This window comes from Streptomyces sp. NRRL WC-3742, from assembly GCF_000720635.1.
Taxonomy (GTDB): domain Bacteria; phylum Actinomycetota; class Actinomycetes; order Streptomycetales; family Streptomycetaceae; genus Kitasatospora.
Genome location: NZ_JOCF01000036.1, coordinates 35898 through 55579 on the forward strand (window position 1 = coordinate 35898; position 19682 = coordinate 55579).

Annotated in this window: 17 protein-coding genes; 7 read left to right on the forward strand and 10 right to left on the reverse strand. The window is 74.2% G+C overall.

Translation table 11 applies throughout. The features are described from left to right. Position 1 precedes the first annotated feature (1 nt). The 3 genes from IH61_RS0120480 to rsmH form a co-directional block, all read right to left on the reverse strand. On the reverse strand, positions 2 to 2335 hold the full coding sequence (locus IH61_RS0120480; RefSeq protein WP_078911271.1) for a peptidoglycan D,D-transpeptidase FtsI family protein: 2334 nt from the start codon (positions 2333 to 2335) through the stop codon (positions 2 to 4). Beyond that, on the reverse strand, positions 2332 to 2859 hold the full coding sequence (locus tag IH61_RS0120490) for a hypothetical protein (RefSeq protein WP_031071836.1): 528 nt from the start codon (positions 2857 to 2859) through the stop codon (positions 2332 to 2334). Before IH61_RS0120490 ends, IH61_RS0120480 begins: the two co-directional genes overlap by 4 nt. 133 nt (positions 2860 to 2992) lie before the next feature. Then, positions 2993 to 3967, reverse strand: coding sequence for a 16S rRNA (cytosine(1402)-N(4))-methyltransferase RsmH (gene rsmH / locus IH61_RS0120495; protein WP_031071838.1), 975 nt, complete (start codon positions 3965 to 3967; stop codon positions 2993 to 2995). A 550-nt stretch (positions 3968 to 4517) separates the two neighbouring features. Here rsmH and IH61_RS0120500 point away from each other — a divergent pair. The 4 genes from IH61_RS0120500 (at position 4518) to IH61_RS0120515 (ending at position 10110) form a co-directional block, all read left to right on the forward strand. Next, positions 4518 to 5060 carry a beta-class carbonic anhydrase gene (locus IH61_RS0120500; protein ID WP_031071840.1) on the forward strand — a complete coding sequence of 181 codons (543 nt, stop codon included), beginning with the start codon at positions 4518 to 4520 and terminating at the stop codon, positions 5058 to 5060. Positions 5061 to 5304: 244 nt separating this feature from the next. After that, positions 5305 to 6348 carry an AAA family ATPase gene (locus IH61_RS0120505; RefSeq protein ID WP_031071842.1) on the forward strand — a complete coding sequence of 348 codons (1044 nt, stop codon included), beginning with the start codon at positions 5305 to 5307 and terminating at the stop codon, positions 6346 to 6348. Positions 6349 to 6394: 46 nt separating this feature from the next. Next, entirely contained in the window at positions 6395 to 7675 is a 1281-nt protein-coding gene (locus IH61_RS0120510; RefSeq protein WP_078911277.1) for a DUF58 domain-containing protein, read from the forward strand. Continuing rightward, positions 7672 to 10110, forward strand: coding sequence for a transglutaminaseTgpA domain-containing protein (locus tag IH61_RS0120515; RefSeq protein ID WP_051837549.1), 2439 nt, complete (start codon positions 7672 to 7674; stop codon positions 10108 to 10110). Before IH61_RS0120510 ends, IH61_RS0120515 begins: the two co-directional genes overlap by 4 nt. 106 nt (positions 10111 to 10216) lie before the next feature. Here the strand turns inward: IH61_RS0120515 and IH61_RS0120520 are convergent, their stop codons facing one another. The 3 genes from IH61_RS0120520 to IH61_RS0120530 all read right to left on the reverse strand — a co-directional run bounded on the left by IH61_RS0120520 (position 10217) and on the right by IH61_RS0120530 (position 12423). Continuing rightward, entirely contained in the window at positions 10217 to 10606 is a 390-nt protein-coding gene (locus tag IH61_RS0120520) for a DUF3040 domain-containing protein (RefSeq protein WP_031071848.1), read from the reverse strand. 466 nt (positions 10607 to 11072) lie between these two features. After that, entirely contained in the window at positions 11073 to 11825 is a 753-nt protein-coding gene (locus tag IH61_RS0120525) for a methyltransferase domain-containing protein (RefSeq protein ID WP_037973148.1), read from the reverse strand. 46 nt (positions 11826 to 11871) lie between these two features. Next, positions 11872 to 12423 (reverse strand): SAV_6107 family HEPN domain-containing protein, encoded by a 552-nt coding sequence (locus IH61_RS0120530; RefSeq protein ID WP_063763236.1) that lies wholly within the window; start codon positions 12421 to 12423, stop codon positions 11872 to 11874. 658 nt (positions 12424 to 13081) lie between these two features. On the opposite strand from IH61_RS0120530, the gene IH61_RS0120535 reads away from it, so the two are divergent. Together IH61_RS0120535 and IH61_RS0120540 are read left to right on the forward strand one after the other, a co-directional pair. Further along, the gene (locus tag IH61_RS0120535) at positions 13082 to 13717 is read left to right on the forward strand and encodes a DUF4126 domain-containing protein (protein WP_031071854.1); all 636 of its coding nucleotides are present in this window, start codon (positions 13082 to 13084) and stop codon (positions 13715 to 13717) included. Between the two features lie 398 nt (positions 13718 to 14115). Further along, positions 14116 to 15258 carry a phytoene desaturase family protein gene (locus IH61_RS0120540; protein ID WP_051837551.1) on the forward strand — a complete coding sequence of 381 codons (1143 nt, stop codon included), beginning with the start codon at positions 14116 to 14118 and terminating at the stop codon, positions 15256 to 15258. 30 nt (positions 15259 to 15288) lie between these two features. Here IH61_RS0120540 and IH61_RS0120545 read toward each other — a convergent pair whose 3' ends face one another. Next, positions 15289 to 16206 (reverse strand): hypothetical protein, encoded by a 918-nt coding sequence (locus IH61_RS0120545; RefSeq protein ID WP_031071857.1) that lies wholly within the window; start codon positions 16204 to 16206, stop codon positions 15289 to 15291. 165 nt (positions 16207 to 16371) lie between these two features. Continuing rightward, positions 16372 to 17286, reverse strand: a complete 915-nt coding sequence (metF, locus tag IH61_RS0120550) for a methylenetetrahydrofolate reductase [NAD(P)H] (protein ID WP_031071859.1) — start codon at positions 17284 to 17286, stop codon at positions 16372 to 16374. Positions 17287 to 17471: 185 nt separating this feature from the next. On the opposite strand from metF, the gene IH61_RS0120555 reads away from it, so the two are divergent. After that, entirely contained in the window at positions 17472 to 18578 is a 1107-nt protein-coding gene (locus tag IH61_RS0120555) for a polyprenyl synthetase family protein (protein WP_031071861.1), read from the forward strand. Between the two features lie 84 nt (positions 18579 to 18662). On the opposite strand, the gene thiE is transcribed toward IH61_RS0120555, so the two are convergent. After that, entirely contained in the window at positions 18663 to 19316 is a 654-nt protein-coding gene (gene thiE / locus IH61_RS0120560; RefSeq protein WP_031071863.1) for a thiamine phosphate synthase, read from the reverse strand. Then, complete coding sequence (locus tag IH61_RS0120565) at positions 19316 to 19681, reverse strand: Rv2175c family DNA-binding protein (protein WP_031071865.1); 366 nt, start codon at positions 19679 to 19681, stop codon at positions 19316 to 19318. The genes thiE and IH61_RS0120565 overlap by 1 nt, the downstream gene beginning before the upstream one ends. Position 19682: the final 1 nt, after the last annotated feature.

A 19682-nucleotide genomic window follows, 5' to 3' on the forward strand; every position in this document is an offset into this window, starting at 1 on the left:
TTCACGGCTTCCACTCGACGGGCAGGTTCGGTGCCTGGCTTCCGCTCGGCGGGACCTGCATGGTCTTCAGGGTGAACTCCATCACCTGCTTGAACACCGGGCCGCACAGCTGTCCGCCGAAGTGCCCGTTGACCGGGCCCTGGAGGGTGCAGGAGACGGTGTAGCGGGGGGCGTCGGCGGGGGCGAAGCCGATGAAGGAGGCGGTGTAGCCGTCGTAGCCCTTGCCGTCGGCGGCCCCCCGGTTGGCCGTACCGGTCTTGCCGGCGACGCGGTAGCCGGGGATGGCGGCCTTGCCGCCGGTGCCCTGTTCGTCGTCGACGACGGACTCCAGCATCGAGGTGAGGGTCTTCGCGGTCTGCTCGCTGACGACCCGGGTCTCCTCCCCCGCCGGTGTCGGCGCGTACTTCCCGTCCGGGCCGGTGACGCCCTGGACGATGCTGGGCGCCACCCGGACCCCGCCGTTGGCGATGGTGGAGTACACCGAGGTCGCCTGCAGGGCGTTCATCTGCAGCGGGCCCTGGCCGAAGGCGATGTTGTACTTCTCCGAGGCGACCAGGTCCTCCGGCTTCTTGAGCATCCCGGGGGTCTCCCCGGGGAAGTTCAGGCCGGTCGGCCGGGCCACGCCGAACTTGCGCATGTAGGCGTCCAGCGCCTGGTTCGCCTTGGCCTGGTCGCCGTCGCCGAGCGCCTCGACGGCCTCGATGGTGCCGATGTTGGAGGACTTGGCCAGCACCCCGGCCAGGGTCAGGTACCAGTCGCCGTGCTCGACGTCGTCCTTGAACTGCTGCCCGGCGCGCACCAGCCGGTTGGGCACGGTGACCCTGGTGTCCCAGTTGGCCTTGCCGGAGTCCAGGACGGCGGCCAGGCTCATCAACTTGGCGGTGCTGCCCGGCTCGTACGCGTCCTGGAGCGCGGCGTTGCCCAGCTGGGACTGCTTGGCGCCGGACAGGTCGCCCGGGTTGAAGCCGGGCGCGGTGGCCATCGCGATCACCTGGCCGGTCCTCACGTCCTGGACGACGACGTAGCCCTTCTCCGCGCCGGAGTTGGCCACCTGGTCGGTGATCGCCTTCTGGGCGGCCCACTGGATGTCCCGGTTGATCGTCAGCCGGAAGTCGCTGCCGGGCACGGCCGGGTCCATCGAGCCGCCGGCCGTGGGCACCAGCCGCCCGCCCGCCTGGGCGTAGCTGCTGCGGCCGTCCTTGCCGGCGAGCTGCTTCTGGAACTGCAGCTCCAGGCCGCCGGCGCCCTCGCCCTCGCCGTTGACGAAGCCGACGAGGTTGGAGGCCAGCCCGTCCGCCGGGTAGATCCGCTTCTGCGTCTCCCGGTTGAACACCCCGGCCAGCGGGTTGGCGCACTGGTCGTCGACCCGGGTGCGCCCGCCCTGCTCGGCGGGCTTGCCCATCAGCTTCTTCTGGGCCTGGCAGGTGCGGCTGCCGGCCTGCTTCTCCAGGCCCGCCTTGAGGTCGCTGATCTGGTTCTTGGCGGCCGGGGTCTGCTGGGCGGCGAGCCGCTTGTAGCGGGTCTTGGGGGTGTGCAGGTCGGCGGCGAGCTTCTCCTTGGGGACGCCGATGATCGGCGACAGCAGGGCCGCGGCCTGCTCCGGCGCGTCCGGGACGCCGGTCGCCTCCGGCGTGAACATGGCCGGGTCCGCGGTGATGTCGTACGCGTCGACGGTCGCGGCCAGCGCCACGCCGTCCGAGGACGTTATCGAGCCGCGCTCGGCGGTGATCGGGATGTTCAGGTAGCGGTTGGTGTTGGCGTCGGCGGCCAGCGCGTCGGAGTCCAGCAGCTGCAGCTGCACCAGGCGGCCGGCGAACACGGAGAACACCAGCGACATCACCACGGTGATCACCCGCAGCCGGCGCCTGGGCTCGGCCAGCCGCAGGGCCTTGGGCCGCTGGGGCAGCCGGGGCCTGGGGCGCGGCCGGGCGGCCGGGGGCCTGCGCGCGTCGCCCTGGCGCTGCTGCGGGGCGCGCGGTGCACGGGCGGCGCCCGCCTTGGCGGCCGGGCCGCGGCCGGGCTGCGCCGAGCGGGCCGGCTGGGCCTTGCCCGCACCCGCGGCGGACGGTTTGGCGGTCGCCCCCCGGCCGGGCTGCGCCGAGCGGCTCGGCTGCACCCTGCCCGCACCGTTCGAACCCGCGGCCGGCGGCTTGGCGCCCTGGCCCCTGGTGGGCTGGCCCTTGGCCGACTGGGCCGACTGCCCACGGGGGCTCTGGCCCCTGGGCGGCTGGACCCGCCCGCTGCCGGAGCGGGGGACGGCGCCGCGCGGCGGCTGGCGGCGGCCGCCGCCCGAGCCGCCCGAGCCTCCGGAACCTGGCTGACGGGGCGTGGTCATCGGGCCGCACCTCCGCTCTTCTGCGGCTGCGCGGGCGCGACGGGGTTGAGCTGGGCCACCGGGTCGCCGCTGGAGGCCGCCGGGCTCGGCGCCCCCGAAGGCGCGGCCGGTGCGGCCGGCGGGGCGGCGGGCGCGGCGGGGCTCGGCTGGGCGGCGGGCGCGGCGCCCGGGGTGCCCTTCGTCGGCCACGGCTCGACGCCCGAGCGCTTCACCGGCGGGCTGTCCTGGGCCGGGCCCGGCGTGCCGATCACCTTGCCGCCGTTCGGCACGTCCAGGAACGCCATCCCGCCGGCCGGGACCATGCCCAGTTCGGCGGCCCGCTTGGAGAGCGCGTCCGGCGCCGAGGACCGGTCGATCTCGTGCTGGAGGCCCTGCTGCTCGTCGGTGGCCTTGGTGGTCTGCTTCTGCAGCCGGGACAGCTCGAAGGAGCCCTCGTTGAGCGCGGTGTTCAGCGCCAGCAGGCCGAAGAGCCCGCCCGCGAGCAGCGCGACCACGAGCACGGCGAACGGCGTGCGCCCCCGCACGGGGCGCCGCCCCGGCCTGACCGTGATGCGCGCCCTGCCCTGTCCCGCGAGCGTTCCCCGCCCCGTCCGGACCCCACCGGCCACCGGCCCCACTGCTCTCCTCCGCCCTTCGGACCCCGCCGGGGCCGTTCCGTCAGCCCCGCTTGCTTCGGTCCCTGATCCTCTCCGCCACCCGCAGCCGTACGGGCGCGGCGCGCCGGTTCTCCTCGATCTCCTGCTCGGTGGCCAGCTCGGCACCGCGGGTGATCAGTTTCAGCCAGGGCTGGTGCTCCTCCGGGATGAACGGCAGTCCCGGGGGCGCGGTGTTGGTGGCCCCCGCGGCGAGGAACTGCTTCACCAGGCGGTCCTCCAGCGACTGGTAGGACATCACGACGATCCGCCCGCCCAGCGCCAGGGCGTCCAGGGCGCCCGGGATCGCCCGCTCCAGGACCTCCAGCTCGCCGTTGACCTCGATCCGCAGGGCCTGGAACGTCCGCTTGGCCGGGTTCCCTCCCGTACGGCGGGTGGCGGCCGGAATCGCGTTGCGGACCAACTCGACCAGACGCGCGCTGTTGGTGAACGGTTCCTTCTCGCGCTCGCGCAGGATCACCGAGGCGATCTTCCCGGCGAAGCGCTCCTCGCCGTACACCTTGAGGATCCGCGCCAGGTCCCCGTGGCCGTAGGTGTTGAGCACCTCCGCCGCGCTGATCCCCCGGGTCTGGTCCATCCGCATGTCCAGCGGGGCGTCCTGGGCGTACGCGAAGCCGCGCTCGGCCTCGTCCAGCTGCATGGAGGAGACGCCGAGGTCGAACAGGACGCCGTCCACCCGGTCGATGCCCAGGCGCTCCAGCACCTCGGGGATCTCGTCGTAGACGGCGTGCACCAGGGTGGCCCGGTCGCCGAAGGGGGCCAGCCGCTCGCCGGCGAGCTTGAGCGCCTGCGGGTCGCGGTCCACCGCGACGAGGCGCACCTCGGGGAACTGGGTCAGCAGCGCCTCGCTGTGCCCGCCGAGGCCGAGGGTCGCGTCGACGACCACGGCACCCGGGCGCGAGATCGCCGGCGCCAGCGCGTCCATGCACCGCTGCAGCATCACCGGAACGTGCTTGGGGCCGGAGTCGTTGCTGGTCATGCGCGGTGGCGCCCTTCCTCGGTGGAGCAGCCCGACGTCCGGGAGCTGTGACCATTCTCGCCCACCGCCGCCCGGCACCACGACGCGGCCCGTGGTCCCCGCCCGCTCGAGGGGAAGGACGCGCCCGCCCGGCACCGGGGAAGGTGCGCCAGGTGAGCGCGGAGCGGGAGGAGGCCACGGGCCGCGTCGGCAGAGCCCGGCACCGACCGGCGGCGCCCGGTTGACGGGACCCCGGCGGCTGTGCTCCACCGCGTTGCGAACTCTATCGCGCGGGCCCCGGCAGTCAATGGTCCGCTCCGGCGCACCACCCGGGCGGCGGTACGGATCGTCGCAGGTCGCAGCGGCCGGGTCGGCTCCGCAGGGTCCTCCGCGACGGCCTCCGGGCGCCGCCGCGCGCCCCCACCGGAGGAACCGCCGCACGGACGTCGGGGACCGGTCCGGGACCAGCCGGGACAAACCCTCCCGTTGTGGCTATGTGCTCGATCACAGCCGCCGGTTCTGTAGCTGTTCACCCCACCGCGCTCGACCGAATCGCACTAACGTCGCCGTCATGACAGTGACACCCGACCGGCCCGGGCCGCACGCCGCTGCCACCACCGACAGACCCACGATCATCGACCGCTTCGTCTCCTCCAACCGGGAGTACGCGGTGACCTTCCGGGACGGCGGCATGGACGCCCGACCGGTCCAGAGGATCGCCGTCGTCGCCTGCATGGACGCCCGCCTCGACCTGTTCGCGGCGCTCGGCCTCGAACTGGGCGACGCCCACGTCATCCGCAACGCGGGCGGGGTCGTCACCGACGACACCATCCGCTCCCTGACCATCAGCCAGCGCGCCCTGGGCACCCGCTCCATCGCGCTGATCCACCACACCGGCTGCGGCCTGCTCGGGCTCACCGAGGACTTCCGCCGCGAGCTGGAGCTGGAGGTGGGCCAGCGCCCGCAGTGGGCGGTGGAGTCCTTCGTCGACCTGGACGGCGACGTGCGCCAGTCCATGCAGCGGGTGCGCACCTCCCCGTTCCTGCCGCACACGGACGACGTCCGGGGCTTCGTCTTCGACGTCCACACGGGCCTGCTGCGCGAGATCGACTGACCCGTATCCGAACCAGGCAACCCGGGCATCCCGGGCACCCTCGCCGTCAGGGTGACTTTCAGCCGCCGCCCGGGGGAGAATGCGCCTGCCGGTCGGACCCCGAACCACCTGGGGCGGCCCGGCCGCAGGCCGCCACCGGCGCCGGTCCCCCTCACGGAACCGCTCCCGGGAACGGCCGCGTCCAGCAGGGGTGGGGTCCGGCCTCGGGGTGAGGCGGGCACAGGGTGCCAGGGAGCGTAAACGGGTGACGAGCTACAACGATCAGGCCGGTATCGGCGGTCCTGCGGGGGGCCAGGGGACGGACGGGTACCACCGGGTCGGGCTGCCCGAACTCGCCGCGGTCGTGGACCGGGTCCGCACCAACGTCGAGAGCGTCATCGAGGGCAAGCCGGAGGCCATCCGCATCGCGCTGACGGTCATGCTCGCCGAGGGCCACCTCCTGCTGGAGGACGTGCCCGGCGTCGGCAAGACCATGCTGGCCAAGGCGCTGGCCAAGTCCGTCGACTGCACGGTGCGCCGCATCCAGTTCACGCCGGACCTCCTGCCCTCGGACGTCACCGGCACCAACATCTACGACCAGCACCAGCGCGACTTCGAGTTCCGCCCCGGCGCGATCTTCGCCCAGATCGTCATCGGCGACGAGATCAACCGCGCCTCGCCCAAGACCCAGTCCGCGCTGCTGGAGTCCATGGCCGAGCGCCAGGTCACCATCGACGGCACCAGCTACGAGCTGCCCTCGCCGTTCATGGTGGTCGCCACCCAGAACCCGGTCGAGATGGAGGGCACCTACCCCCTCCCCGAGGCCCAGCGCGACCGCTTCATGGCCCGGATCTCGATCGGCTACCCCAGCCCCGAGGCCGAGTTCGCGATGCTGGACGTGCACGGCGGCGCCGACCCGCTGGAGGACCTCCAGCCCGTCGCGCACGCCGCCGACATCCTCAAGCTGATCGACCTGGTGCGCGCCGTCCACATCGCCGACCCGGTCCGCCGCTACGCCGTCGACCTGGTCGGCGCCACCCGCAACAGCCACGAGCTGCGCCTGGGCGCCTCGCCGCGCGCCACCCTGCACCTCGTGCGGGCCGCCCGCGCCGCCGCCGCGCTCGACGGGCGCGACTACGTCATCCCGGACGACATCCAGCGCCTGGCCGTGCCCGTCCTCGCGCACCGCCTGATGCCGACCGCCGAGACCCAGCTCAACCGCCGCACCACCGAGCAGATCGTGGCCGAGATCGTCGCCAGGCTGCCCCTGCCGCGCCCGCAGGGCGGCCCGGCCGTCCGGAGGGGCTGAGGTGACCCCACCCCCCTCCGACCAGACGTCGGGCCTGCGGGACGCGATGCGCGGCCTCACCACCCGGGGCCGCTCCTTCCTCGCCGCCGGGATCACCTCGATCGCCTGCGCCTACGTGCTGGGCCAGGACGCGCTGCTGAAGGTCGGCTTCCTGCTGGCCACGCTGCCGGTCATCGCCGTGGTGATCGTCGCCAACACCCGCTACCGGGTGGCCAGCGGACGCCGGCTCAACCCGCACCGGGCGGTCGCCGGTCAGGAGGCGAGGGTCCACCTGCGGGTCGACAACGTCTCCCGGGTGCCCACCGGGGTGCTGCTGCTCGAGGACCAGGTGCCGTACGTGCTCGGGCCGCGCCCGCGCTTCGTCCTGGACCGCGTCGAGCCGCGCGGCTTCCGCGAGGTGTCCTACCGCGTCCGCTCCGACCTGCGCGGGCGCTACCCGCTCGGGCCGCTGCAGCTGCGCCTGTCCGACCCCTTCGGCATGTGCGAGGTCGGCCGCGCCTTCACCGCCTCCGACACCCTCACCGTGGTCCCCCAGGTCCAGGCCCTGCCGTACGTACGGCTCCTCGGCGCCTGGGGCGGCCAGGGCGAGAGCGCCAGCCACTCCCTCGCGCTGGCCGGCGACGACGACGTCATCCTGCGCGAGTACCGGCCGGGCGACGACCTGCGCCGGGTGCACTGGAAGTCCACCGCCCGCTACGGCGAACTGATGGTGCGCCGCGAGGAGCAGCCGCAGAAGGCCCGGGCCACCGTCCTGCTGGACACCCGCGAGTTCGGCCACCGCGGCAGCGGCCCCGCCTCCTCCTTCGAGTGGGCCGTCAGCTGCGCCGCCTCCGTCTCCGCGCACCTGCTGGAGCGCGGCTACCAGACCCACCTGCTCACCGACACCGGCGAGTGGGTGCCCGGGCCCGGCAGCGGCAACCACAGCGCCGCCGACACCTCCGGGCTGATCCTGGACGCCCTCGCCGTCACCGACCTGTCGGACGGCGGCGGACTCTCCCGCGCCGAGGAGCCGCTGCGCATCGGCGGCGAGGGCCTGCTGGTCGCCGTCCTCGGCGAGCTGGACGAGACCCAGGCCACCCGCCTGGGCCGGCTGCGCAGCCGCACCGGCGGGGCCATCGCCTTCCTGCTGGACACCGGCACCTGGACGGGCCTGCGCCTGCTCGCCCCGCAGACCGGCGGCGACGAGTTCCGCGCCAGGGAACGGCAGCTGCGCGAAGCCGGCTGGACCGTCATCCCCGTGCGCGCCGGTGACTCCCTGCCGGACCTCTGGCAGGCCGTCGACGGCACCAAGACCACCGCCCGCCACCGGGAAGGAGCCGGCGCGTGACCACTCGGGCCAAACTGACCGTCTACTCGGCGCTGGCCACCGCCCTCGCCTCGCTCTGCCTGCTGCCCCTGGTGAGCGAGCACGGCTGGCTCACCTACTCGTTCGTGGTGATCGCCGTGATCTCGGCGGTCGGCGCGGGCCTGCGCCGCTCCCCGCTGTTCGGCTGGAGCATCCCGATCGCCCAGCTGCTCGTGCTGCTGCTGATGATGCTGATCGGCTTCGCGAGCTCCGGCGGCCTCGGGCTGGACATGATGCGCACCCTGACGCGGGTCTTCGCGGACGGCGTCTCCGACATCCAGAGCTACGCCATGCCGGCCCCGGCCACCCCGGGCCTGCGGCTGATCCTGCTCTCCGCCGTCGGCCTGATCGCCGTCATCGTGGACACCGTCGCCGTCACCTACCGGCGCGCGGCCCTGGCCGGGCTGCCGCTGCTGGCGCTGTTCTCCGTCGGCAACGGCCTCGCCGCGGAGCGCGGCAGCTGGATCTGGTTCGCGTTCGCCGCCGCCGGGTACCTGCTGCTGCTGTTCGCCGAGGGGCAGGACCGCGCCACCCGCTGGGGCCGCATCTTCCGCGGCGCGGCGGGCACCGTCAGCACCGGGACCGTCCGGCCCGCCGGCCAGATGGTCGGCGTGCTGGCCCTGGCCTCGGCCGTGGTGCTGTCCGTCCTCGTCCCGCAGAGCGGGTCCGGGCTGATCGGCGGCGGCTCCCACGAGTCGGCCGACGGCAGCGGCACCGGAGTCGGCGGAATCTCGAGCGGCAACCTCGACCCGATGGTCAGCCTGGAATCCGCGATCGTCAAACCCACCGACGACGAACTGTTCACCTACACGATGGACAGCACCCAGGCCGACCAGACCTACCTGCGCACCGGCTCGCTCGACCAGTTCGACGGCGCCCGCTGGAAGCTCAGCAGCACCACCTTCTCCGGGCTGCCGGCCACCCTGCCCAACCCCGAGGGCCTGCGCGACGCCGCCGTCCCCCGGCTGGAGACCGACGTCCGGATCGGCGACCGCCTCGGCGGGGCCAGCTGGCTGCCGATGCCGTACCCGGCCGCCTCCGTCAGCGTCCCCAACCGGGGCGAGTGGAAGCTCGACCAGCTGACCCGCACCGTGGTCCCCACGAGCGACAAGGCGATCCGCGGCCTCAGCTACCACGTCAGCTCGCTGGACCTGCGCCCCACCGCCAACGAGCTGCGCGGCGCCGCCCTCGCCCCGCAGGACATCCGCGACCGCTACACCGCGGTGCCCTCCGAGATGCCCGCCGTGGTCGCCGAGCAGGCCAAGGCGATCACCGCCGGGGCGCAGAACGACTTCGACCGGGCGACGGCCCTGGTGAACTACTTCACCGGCCCGCAGTTCAAGTACGACACCTCCATCACCCCCGGCACCGGCAACGACGCCATCGCCGTCTTCCTGCGCGACCGCCGCGGCTTCTGCGTGCACTACGCCTCCGCCATGGCGGCGATGGCCCGCACGCTGAACATCCCGGCCCGCGTGGCCGTCGGCTTCACCCCCGGCGACACCAAGGGCAGCAACGTCTACACCGTCACCGGCCGGATGTACCACGCCTGGCCCGAGCTGTACTTCTCCGGCTACGGCTGGCTGCGCTTCGAGCCGACCCCGAACCGGGGCACCCCGGCGAAGTACACCGAGACGACCCCCACCCCGACGGCCACACCGACCGCGCAGCCGACCTCGGCCGCGCCCAGCGTCTCGGCCGCCCCGGCGCCGTCCAAGAGCAGCGCCTGCACCGGGAAGCAGCAGCTCGGCGACTGCGGTCCGCAGAGCAAGACGGCGAACAACGCCTCGGACGGGTCCTGGCTGCCGTCCTGGCAGCTGCTGACCATCGTCGGCGCGGGGGTGCTGGTCGTCCTGCTGCTGCTCGCCCCGATGTTCTGGCGCACCGCGCTGCGCCGTCGCCGCCTCGGCGGCGGAGGCGGGAAGCGCGGCCCGGGCGGACCGGGCGGCGGCGGACCGGTGGAGCTGACGGACGCCCAGGTGCTGGCCGCCTGGGAGGAGCTGATCGACTCCGCCTGGGACCTCGGCCTCGCCCCGGACGAGTCCCGCACCCCGCGCTCCACCGCCCAGCGCATCAGCGTCGGCTCCAAGCTGGACGCGGAGGCGTCGGCGGCCACCGGCCGGCTGGCGCTGGCCACCGAGCGCGTGATGTACGCGCCCTCCGGCCGGCTCACCACCGCCCCCGTCGCGGCCGACGTGCGCACCGTACGGCAGGGCCTGCTGGCCCAGGCCGACCGGCGGCGGCGCCTGCGGGCGCTGCTGATGCCGCCGTCCTCGGTGCAGCTGTGGTGGCGGTTCTCCGACGCCCTGGGTGTGGCCCGGGCGGCGGTCGGCGAGCGCGTCGGCCGGGCCTCGGCGGCGGTCATGACCCCGCTGCGGCGGATGTTCGCCCGAAGGCCCAAGGGCCCGCAGGGCTGAGCGGACACGGAAACGCCGGGGCGGGCAGTCGGATCGACTGCCCGCCCCGGCGTTTCGACGTGATGCGGTGGGACCGTGATGCGGTGGGATCGTGATGCGGTGAGGCTCAGAACCCGCCGGTCTGCTCGTCCCGGCGGCGCTGCCAGCGCTGCTCCACCCGGTCCATCATCCCGGCCTTGCGGCGCGGGGCGGGGGCCGGACGGGGGCCGGAGCCCTGACCGGCCGGGCCGCGGCGCCAGCCCGTCACGGCGAACACCGCGCAGCCGAGCATCACCAGGAAGCCCACGACGCTGACCCAGATCTGGTCCGGGACGACCATGCCGCCCATCAACAGGGCGACGCCCACCACGAAGCCGGCGACGGCCAGATAGACCCGCCGACGGGTGAACGTGCGCAGCCCGGTTCCCTCGAGCGCCGACGCGAATTTGGGATCTTCGGCATACAGCGCTCGCTCCATCTGGTCGAGCAGTCGCTGCTCGTGCTCCGAGAGCGGCACGGAGTCCTCCTACTCGTCGGTCGCGGGTGCGACCGGTCCGCCTCCCCGGTCGGGGAGGCAAAGTCCAATCAGCCATGGGGCACCACGGTCGGACGCCTGTGCGGGGGTCCTGGTCCGTGTCGTCCATATGCCCCACGCGTCCGGCTGTCATGCTTTCCGGCTTTACCCAGATCATACGGTCCGGGGCCCGGTAACGGAGTGGTCCGCGTCGCGTGGGCCAGGCCACTTCGGCCGGGCGGGGCCGCACCGGACTCAACGCCCCGATGGTCGGACAAGTGCCCGAACGGGTGGGATCCGTCCGGAGCTGGGGAGCTTCGCGAGCGGACGGCGGACGAACGGCGGGAGAACGGCACGGGCGCCTGCGCGAGGCGGCGGAAACGGGCCGCCGCCGTACGGTCCGGGACCGTACGGCGGCAGTGGGCGCGCTCCGCGCCGGCTCCGGACCGGCTCGAGGCCGGCCCCGGACTCAGGCGAGGGTGGCGAGCAGGTGCAGCTGGGTGGCGACGGAATGGAAGGCCGGCTGGGCGGCGGCCGCCTCCTCCAGCTTCAGCAGGGCCTCCAGCGCGCCCGGCTCGGTGTCCACCAGCACACCGGGCACCAGGTCGGCGAAGACCCGTACGCCGTGCACCGACTGCACCCGCAGGCCCGCGCCCTCGGCCAGACGGCCGAGCTCCTCGCCGGTGAACAGGCGCGGCATCGGACCCTGCTCGCCCCAGCGGCCGTCCGGGGCGGTGAGGGCCGCGCGGGCCTCGTTGAAGTGGCCGCCGAGGGCGCGGGCCAGGACGGCACCGTTGCGGTTGGCGGCCAGCAGGCTGACGAAGCCGCCCCGGCGCAGGGCGGCGGCCAGGCTGCCGAGCGCCTCGGCCGGGTCGTCCACGACCTCCAGCACGCCGTGGCAGAGCACCGCGTCCACGGTGCCGGGAGCGACCAGCTCGGGCAGCGTCTGGGTGTCGCCCTGGACGGCGTGGACGAGGTCCGTCACCCCGGCCTCGGCGGCCCGGCGCTCCAGCGCGAACAGCGCGTCCGGGCTCGGGTCGACCACGGTGACGCGGTGGCCGAGCCTGGCCACGGGCACGGCGAAGTTGCCGGTGCCGCCGCCGGTGTCGACCACGTCGAGCACCGGCTGGTCCAGCTCGGCCGCCCGCTTCTCCAGGGCCGCCCGCACCACCTCCCACACCACGGCGGTACGCAGGGCACTGCGGGGACGCGTCGGGTACACGGTCGGGCTCCTTGACAGGGGAGTTCGATCAGGATTGCTCCCCACCTTAAGGCGTGCCGGGCGCCTCCCCGTCGTCCAGGGGCAGGCGGGGCGCAGGCGGGGTCGCGCGCAGGCCGAGGAGGCGCTCGACCAGGCGCAGGAACAGGGCGGAGTTGCGGATCAGGTCGTCGGCCTCGCGGGCGGAGGCGGCTCCCCTGATCCCGGCCTCGGCGGCGGCCCGGCGGCGGGCGCCGGCGCCGTAGTAGAGCGCCCATTCGGACAGCTCCGGGGCCACCTCGGGCAGCACGTCCCAGGCGGGGCGGATCGCCTTGCGCCGGCGTTCGCTCTTCTCGGGCCGCCCGCGCACCGCCAGGACGGCCGCCACCGTGCGCAGCGCGGCCAGGTGGGCGGTGGCGTAGCGCTCCAGCGGGTCCTCCAGGGCGCGGGCCCTGGCGAGGGTGCGGTGGGCGTCGGTGAGCAGGTCGAGGGCGGCCGGAGGCGCGGCGATCCGGCGCAGCACGGGATGGACGTCCCCGCCGGTGGGGCGCGGGCCCCGGTCGTACGGCAGGGCGGCGGAGTGGAGGCGGGCGGTGACGGGCTCAGGATGGCTGATGGTCATGGTCTCCCCCGGTTCCGAGGCAGCGCGCGGACCGGATGATCCGTGCCCCTCCATCGTGAACGGGACCACTGACAAATCCGCCCGCCGCAGGCATCCCGGAAGGCATCCCGGCGGCGGGCGCGGACCCATCGCCCCTGGGGTCCGTCTTCGGGCTCCCGCCTGCGGGCCGCCGCCGCCGGGGCACGCACCTCGCCGCGTTGTCGTCGGTCGCCAATGCTCCGCAGTGGCTCCCTCCTCCGCCTTGCGATGCACGCACCCCAACGCCGCCCCGCCCGCCCTCCGGGCGGACGACGTGAGCCCGAAGACGGACCCCGGTCCCACGCCGCCGCCGTGTGCCGTTCGCTCCGCCCTCCCCCACGGCGGCGGAGCGAATCCCCCCTCGGGTGGCCGGTCTCTCCCCCGTGCCCGCTCCGCCGCCCCGTGCCGGCGGTGCGGGGCCCGTGACCGGCGCCCGTGGCCGGGCGGGCGGCGCCCGACGCGCCGTCCTCCCGGGTGCCACCACTCTCCCGTCCCGGCAGGTCGGAGGGCATCCGCTCGGGTACTCAACCCCTGATCTGAGTACCCGTACTCAGTCCGGGAACCGGCCCCCGGAACGTGAGCGTCCCGGTTCGCGGGCCGGGTAGCGTACGGCCGGAGCACCGGGCGACGAGGGAGTGCCATGACGATCCTGCCGCTGATCTTCACCAGCGGACTGGCCAGCGGCATCAACGCGTACGCGGTGGTGCTGCTGATGGGGCTGCTCGGCCGGTTCGCCGACGCCGGATCGGTGCCGCCCGCGCTGGAGCGCACGGACGTGCTGGTCGTGGCCGGGGTGCTGTTCCTGCTGGAGGCGGTGGCCGACAAGATCCCGTACGTGGACAGCGTCTGGGACGTCGTGCACACCGTGATCCGGCCGATCGCCGGCGCCGTCGTGGGCGTGCTGATCGCGAGCCACGACCCGGGCTCGCTCAGCGATGTCGCGGCGGGCGCGATCGGCGGCTCCTCGGCACTGGTCAGCCACCTGGTGAAGGCGTCGCTGCGGATGGCCGTCAACACCACGCCGGAGCCGTTCAGCAACATCCTGGTGAGCGTCACGGAGGACCTCGGGGTGGCCGGCCTGATCACCCTGGCGATCTTCCACCCGTGGCTGGCCGCCTCCATCGCCGCGGTGCTCCTGCTGGCCGGGATCCTGCTGGTCCGGCTGGTGATCAAGAAGATCCGCGCCTTCCGCGCCCGCCGCCGCGAACGCCGCACCGCGAAGGCGGCCGGGGCCGTGGGGCCCGCCCCCGGGGTGTACCCGCAGCGGCAGCTCTAGGGCGTGTCTTTCGGATCACGTCGGATCAGCGGGCGGCGTTGGGGTGCGTGCATCGGCGGTGCCGAGGAGGGAGCCACTGCGGTGGGGGCACCTCCCGGCCGAAGGCTGGGGGACATTGGTGACCGACGAGAAGCCGTCGAGGGTACGAGCGCGACGGCTTCGCCTTCGACACCGGCCCCGGCCTGCTCTCGCTGCCCGCCGTCTACCGCGACCTCGCGCTCAAGACCGGCAGGGAGCCGCTGGAGCAGCTGGTCGAGCTGACGCCGGTCGCGCCGGAGAGCCGGCACCTGTTCCCGGACGGCACCGGCCTCACCCTGCCCAACGCCTCGCGCGGCGGTGTCAGCCAGGCCCTGGACGCCGCCTTCGGCGAGGGCTCCGGCGCCCGGTGGAGCGAGGTCATGAACCACGCCCGCGCCGTCTGGGAGGCCACCCGCCGCCCCCTGCTGGAGGAGCCGCTGCCCGCCGAGCACGGCGTGCTGAGCCCGGCGGACCGCGAGCGGCTGGACACCGACCCTTACCCCCTGCCGCCGCGCACGGGCCTGGCCCGGCTGCGCAGGCCCGTCCCGTGGACCCTGGACACGGTGGCCCGCAGGCAGCTCGGCGGCCACCCCGGTCTGACCGCCCTGCTGGGCGAGCCGGCGCTGCGGTACGGCCTGGTGCCCGGGCAGGCCCCGGCCGGGGCCGCCGTGCTGGCGTACATGGAGCAGTCCTTCGGCGTCTGGTACGTCCGGGGCGGGATGCGGGCCCTGGCGGAGGCCGTGTACCGGCGCTGCGAGCTGCGCGGGGTCGGGTTCCGCTTCGACACGCCCGTGACCCGGGTGGTCGTCGAGGAGGGCCGGGCCCGGGGCGTGGAGACGGCTGAGGGCCGGATCGAGGCGGACCTGGTGGTCTCCGCGATGGACACCGACGCCCTGTTCAGGGGCGGCCTGGCCGAGTGGCCCGGCGTGCCGGCCGAGGAGTGGGAGCCGGTCGAGGTGCCCGGCCGGTTCAGCGTGCTGCTGGCCCTGCGCGGCCCCCGCCCGGCGGGCACCGCGCACCGGACGGTGGTCCATGCCGCGGACCCGGCGGCGGAGGAGAACGCCCTCACCCACAACCGGCCGCCCTGCGAGCGCCCCACCGTGCAGGTGCTGCGCCCGGACGACCCGACCCTGCGCCCGGACGACGCCCACGAGAGCGTGGTGCTGACCGCGACCGTCCCGGCCCAGGACGAGGTGGACTGGACGGCCCCCGGCTTCGCCGAGCACTACGCCGACCGGCTGCTCGCCCACGTCGACGCGGCGGGCCTGGGCCTGCGCGAGCGGGTGCTGTGGCGGGTCGTGCGCACCCCCACGGACACCCTGCGGGAGACCGGCGCGGTGTACGGCGCCGTCGCCGGGCCCTCGCTGGCGGGCGGGTTCGGCCCGACGGCGCGCCTCAAGGCCGCCAACGAGTCCCCCGTCCCCGGCCTCTACCTGATCGGCGGTGGCGCCCATCCGGGTGGCGGGCTCGCCCGCGTCGGCATGTCGGCGTGCATCACCGCAGGGCTGATCGGCCCGGCCTGAGGCCCTCTCTTTCGGGAGGGCCTGGGCCCGTCAGCCGTGTGAGGGCCAGGTGTTCTGCTGCTGGTAGCCGTACGCCTGGTCGTAGCCCGGCTGCTGCGGGATGCCGCTCTGGGGGTGCTGCTCCCACTGCTGCTGCTGGGCGTTCGGGTCCCAGCCGGGCTCCTGCTGGGGCTGCTGCTGGGGCTGGGACTGCCACTGCTGCTGGTCGTACCCACCCTGGTAGGCGGCCGCGTACGGGTCCTGCTGCTGGGGCTGCTGCTGCGGGTAACCGCCGTACTGCTGCTGGTCGTAGGAGGCGTAGGCGGGCTGCTGCTGCCACTGCTGCTGGTCGTACCCGCCCTGGTAGCCGGCGGCGTACGGGTCCTGCTGCTGGGGCTGAGGCTGCTGCTGGCCCTGCTGCTCGTAGTACGTCGGCGCGTAGATGCCGTCCTGGGCGAGTTCCTGCAGCTCGAAGGCCGCCGTCTGCTCCACCGCGGGGGCGTCCTCGGAGGCTTGTCCGAAGTCCGGCCCGAAGTCCGGCCCGAAGTCCGGTTCGAGGGCCGGTTCGAGGGCCGTCTCGGGCTCCTCCACCGAGCTGACCTCGCCGACGCGCTCCTCCGCGACGGCGGCGGCCGCCACGGCCGTCGCGCCGCCGGTCAGCGCGCCCAGCAGCGGCACCTTGGAGAGCGGGCCCGGCAGGCTGCCGTCCGGCTTGCGCAGGGACCAGCCGGCCCGGAAGCCGCGCTTGACGGAGAGGGTGACGAAGGTCTGGCCGAGTGCGAACAGGGCGGCGCCCGCGCCGATCACCACGACCGAGTCGAGGGACATCCCGGCGGCCACGCCGAGGAAGCCCACCAGGGCGAGGACCCGCCAGTGCACCGGGGCCCGGTTCTGCAGCAGCACCTCGGCGACCAGCCAGAGCGCCACCACCGCCAACGCGACGTACAGCAGCAGGAATCCGATGCCCATCCGCCCGCTACCTCCAGTCGCGTGCCCGCGCTCGCCGCGCGTGTGCGGCGACTGTACCGGTTCAACGGCCCGGGCACCGCATCGCGTTCCCACCCCCGGCCGCACCCGCGCGCACACGGCCGAGCCCGCCACCGTCCAACCGGTGACGGGCTCGTGAACACCCGGTCAGCGCTGGTGCAGCCCCAGGTTCTGGTAGATCTCCAGCGTCGCCGTCGAGTGGTTCAGCGTGATGAAGTGCAGGCCCGGCGCGCCCTCGGCCAGCAGCCGCTCGGCCATCGCCGTGGCGTGCTCCATGCCGACCGCCCGCAGGGCCGCCGGGTCGTCGACGGCGGCGCGCAGCCTGGCCTCCAGCGCGGGCGGGAAGGCCGAGCCGCTGAGCTGCGGGAAGCGCTCCAGCTGCTTGGCGTTGGTCACCGGCATGATCTCCGGGATGATCGGCGCCTCGCAGCCGGCCGCGGCGACCCGGTCGCGCAGCCGGAGGTAGTCGTCGACCTCGAAGAACATCTGGGTGATCGCGTAGTCCGCGCCGGCGCGGAACTTCGCGACGAAGTGCCGGATGTCGTCGTCCCAGTTCGTCGAACGCGGGTGCATGTTGGGCGAGGCCGCGACGCCGACGCAGAAGTCGCCGATGCCCTTGATCAGCTCGACCAGCTCGTACGCGTAGGTGACGCCCTGCGGGTGCCTGACCCACTCGCCCGTCGGGTCGCCGGGCGGGTCTCCCCGGACGGCGAGGACGTTTCGCACGCCCTGGTCGGCGTAGTGGCCGATGATGTTGCGCAGCTCGGCCACCGAGTGGTCCACGGCGGTCAGGTGGGCGACCGGGGTGAGCGTGGTCTCGGTGGCGATCCGGCCGACCATGTTGACGGTGCGCTCGCGCGAGGAGCCGCCGGCGCCGTACGTCATGCAGACGAAGTTCGGGTCGAGCGGCTCGAGACGGCGGATGGCGTCCCAGAGTCTCTGCTCACCGACCTCGGTGCGAGGGGGCATGAACTCGAAGGAGAATGACCGCTTTCCGGCCGCCAGGAGGTCGCGGACCGTCTGTGCGCGGTCCGTTCTGGTGGAAGCGATACCGAGTGCCATGATGGCAGGTTATCGGCCGGTGACCGGGACGTCACAAGCGGGTCCCACGGAATGAGACGGGCGGTGGACGGCGTTCCGTTCACGCAGGTCCCGTGCACCGCCCTCCGCCCCGGCCCGGCTCGCACGTCTGTTCCCAGTACCCCAGCTAGGCTTGCCGCATCCCAGCGAAACAGCGGAGCCTCATCGTGACCTCGTCCAGCACCCGGCCGGCCAACCCCATTGACGTGGAGGACGTCCGCACACGCGTCAACGGCGCCCTCGCCGCGTTCATGGACGGCCAGTCCGCCCTGCTCGACAAGATCTCGCTCCAGCTGGCCCCCGCCGCCGACGCCCTGCGCGACTTCCTGCTGGACGGCGGCAAGCGGCTGCGCCCGGCCTTCTGCTACTGGGGCTGGCGCGCCGCCGGCGGGTCCGCCGCCAGTGAGGGGATCGCCCACGCGGCCGCGGCCCTGGAACTGCTCCAGGCCAGCGCCCTGGTCCACGACGACCTGATGGACCGCAGCGACACCCGGCGGGGCCTGCCCTCCGTCCACCGCCGCTTCGAGGCCCTGCACCGCGAGCGCGGCTGGCGCGGCGACCGCGAGCAGTACGGCGCCTCGGCGGCGGTGCTGCTGGGCGACCTGCTGCTGATCTGGTGCGACGAGCTGTTCATGCGCTCGGGCCTGGAGCCGGCCGCCGTCCTCGCTGCCAAGCCGGTGTTCGACCTGATGCGCACCGAGGTCATGGTCGGCCAGTACCTGGACGTGCTGGAGCCGGTGGCCGGGGACTCGGCCGACGAGGGCGCGCTGGAGCGCGCGCGGACAGTCCTGCACTACAAGTCGGCGAAGTACACCATCGAGCGTCCCCTGCAGGTCGGCGCGCTGCTCGCCGGGGCCGGGCCCGAACCGGTCGAGGCGCTCGGCGCGTTCGGGCTGCCGCTGGGCGAGGCGTTCCAGCTGCGCGACGACCTGCTCGGCGTCTTCGGGGACCCGGCCGTCACCGGCAAGCCCGCCGGGGACGACCTGCGCGAGGGCAAGCGCACCCTGCTCGTCGCCCACGCCATGCGCGCCCTGCCCGCCGCCGACGCCCGTCACCTGGACGAGCGCCTCGGTGCCCCCGACCTGGCCGCCGCCGAGGTCGCCGAGCTGCGGGAGCTGGTGGAGCGCAGCGGCGCGGCCGAGCTGGTGGAGCAACGGATCTCCGAGCTGATGCGCGAGGCCCTGGCCGCGCTGGCGGCGGCGCCGCTCGCCGACGAGAAGGCCCGCGAGGTGCTGCTGGCGCTGGCGGAGGCTTCCACCGTCCGAAAGTACTGACACGTACTGGCACGTACAGGCACGTACAGGCAGTACGTACCGGTACGTACTGCCTGTACCGGCGGACGATGGAAGCCTCTGCGGTCAGACCGCCGCGCGCACCCGGCGGGCGAGCTCGGCGGCGGCCGCCCGGGGGTCCTCGGCCGCGGTGACGGCCCGGACCACGACGATCCGGCGGGCACCGGCCGCCAGGACCTCGTCCAGGTTCCCGAGGTCGATCCCGCCGATGGCGAACCACGGCCGGTCGGTGGCCTGCTTCGCCGCGTACGAGACCAGGCCGAGGCCCGGCGCCGGGCGGCCCGGCTTGGTCGGGGTCGGCCAGACGGGGCCGGTGCAGAAGTAGTCCACGCCCGGCTCGGCGATCGCCGCGTCCACCTCGGACTCGGCGTGGCAGGAGCGCCCGACCAGCACGTCGTCACCGAGGATCGCCCGGGCGGCGGCCACCGGCAGGTCGTCCTGGCCGAGGTGCAGCACGTCCGGCCGGGCCGCGTGGGCGACGTCGGCGCGGTCGTTGACGGCCAGCAGCTTGCCGTGGCGGTGGCAGGCGTCGGCGAAGACCTCCAGCGCCTCCAGCTCCTGCTTCGCCTCCAGGCCCTTGTCGCGGAGCTGGACGATGTCCACCCCGCCGGCCAGCGCCTCGTCCAGGAAGTCGACCAGGTCGCCCTGCGCGCGGCGGGCGTCGGTGCACAGGTAGAGCCGGGCGTCCGCCAGACGGGCGCGCCGCGTGTCCGCCGCCATCAGATCAGCATCGCCTGGGCACGGCGCTTGACCTCGGTGCCACGGTTCTCCCGCAGCGCCTGGATCGGGCTACCGGGCAGCGACGGGTCCTCGGTGAAGAGCCACTCCAGGATCTCCTCGTCGCTGTACCCGCAGTCGCGCAGCACGGTCAGGGTGCCGGACAGGTGCTTGACCAGCCCCGGGCCGTCGATGAACGCCGCAGGGACCTGCAGCGACTTGTTCGGGCCCCGCCGGACGGCGATCAGCCCGCCGCTGCGCACCAGGTCGCGCACCTCGGTGACGCGCACCCCCCACTGCTCCGAGATGTCGGGGAGGTACATCCACTCGGAAACCAGGGTTTCAATCTTGCTTTCGATCTCGCTCACG

Coding starts and splice junctions, on each gene's coding strand:
- IH61_RS0120530 (WP_063763236.1), bottom strand. CDS start 12,423: ATGACCATCAGCCATCCTGAGCCCGTCACCGCCCGCCTCCACTCCGCC.
- IH61_RS0120545 (WP_031071857.1), bottom strand. CDS start 16,206: ATGGGCATCGGATTCCTGCTGCTGTACGTCGCGTTGGCGGTGGTGGCG.
- IH61_RS0120510 (WP_078911277.1), top strand. CDS start 6,395: ATGCGCGGCCTCACCACCCGGGGCCGCTCCTTCCTCGCCGCCGGGATC.
- metF (WP_031071859.1), bottom strand. CDS start 17,286: ATGGCACTCGGTATCGCTTCCACCAGAACGGACCGCGCACAGACGGTC.
- rsmH (WP_031071838.1), bottom strand. CDS start 3,967: ATGACCAGCAACGACTCCGGCCCCAAGCACGTTCCGGTGATGCTGCAG.
- thiE (WP_031071863.1), bottom strand. CDS start 19,316: ATGGCGGCGGACACGCGGCGCGCCCGTCTGGCGGACGCCCGGCTCTAC.
- IH61_RS0120500 (WP_031071840.1), top strand. CDS start 4,518: ATGACAGTGACACCCGACCGGCCCGGGCCGCACGCCGCTGCCACCACC.
- IH61_RS0120480 (WP_078911271.1), bottom strand. CDS start 2,335: ATGACCACGCCCCGTCAGCCAGGTTCCGGAGGCTCGGGCGGCTCGGGC.
- IH61_RS0120540 (WP_051837551.1), top strand. CDS start 14,116: ATGAACCACGCCCGCGCCGTCTGGGAGGCCACCCGCCGCCCCCTGCTG.
- IH61_RS0120535 (WP_031071854.1), top strand. CDS start 13,082: ATGACGATCCTGCCGCTGATCTTCACCAGCGGACTGGCCAGCGGCATC.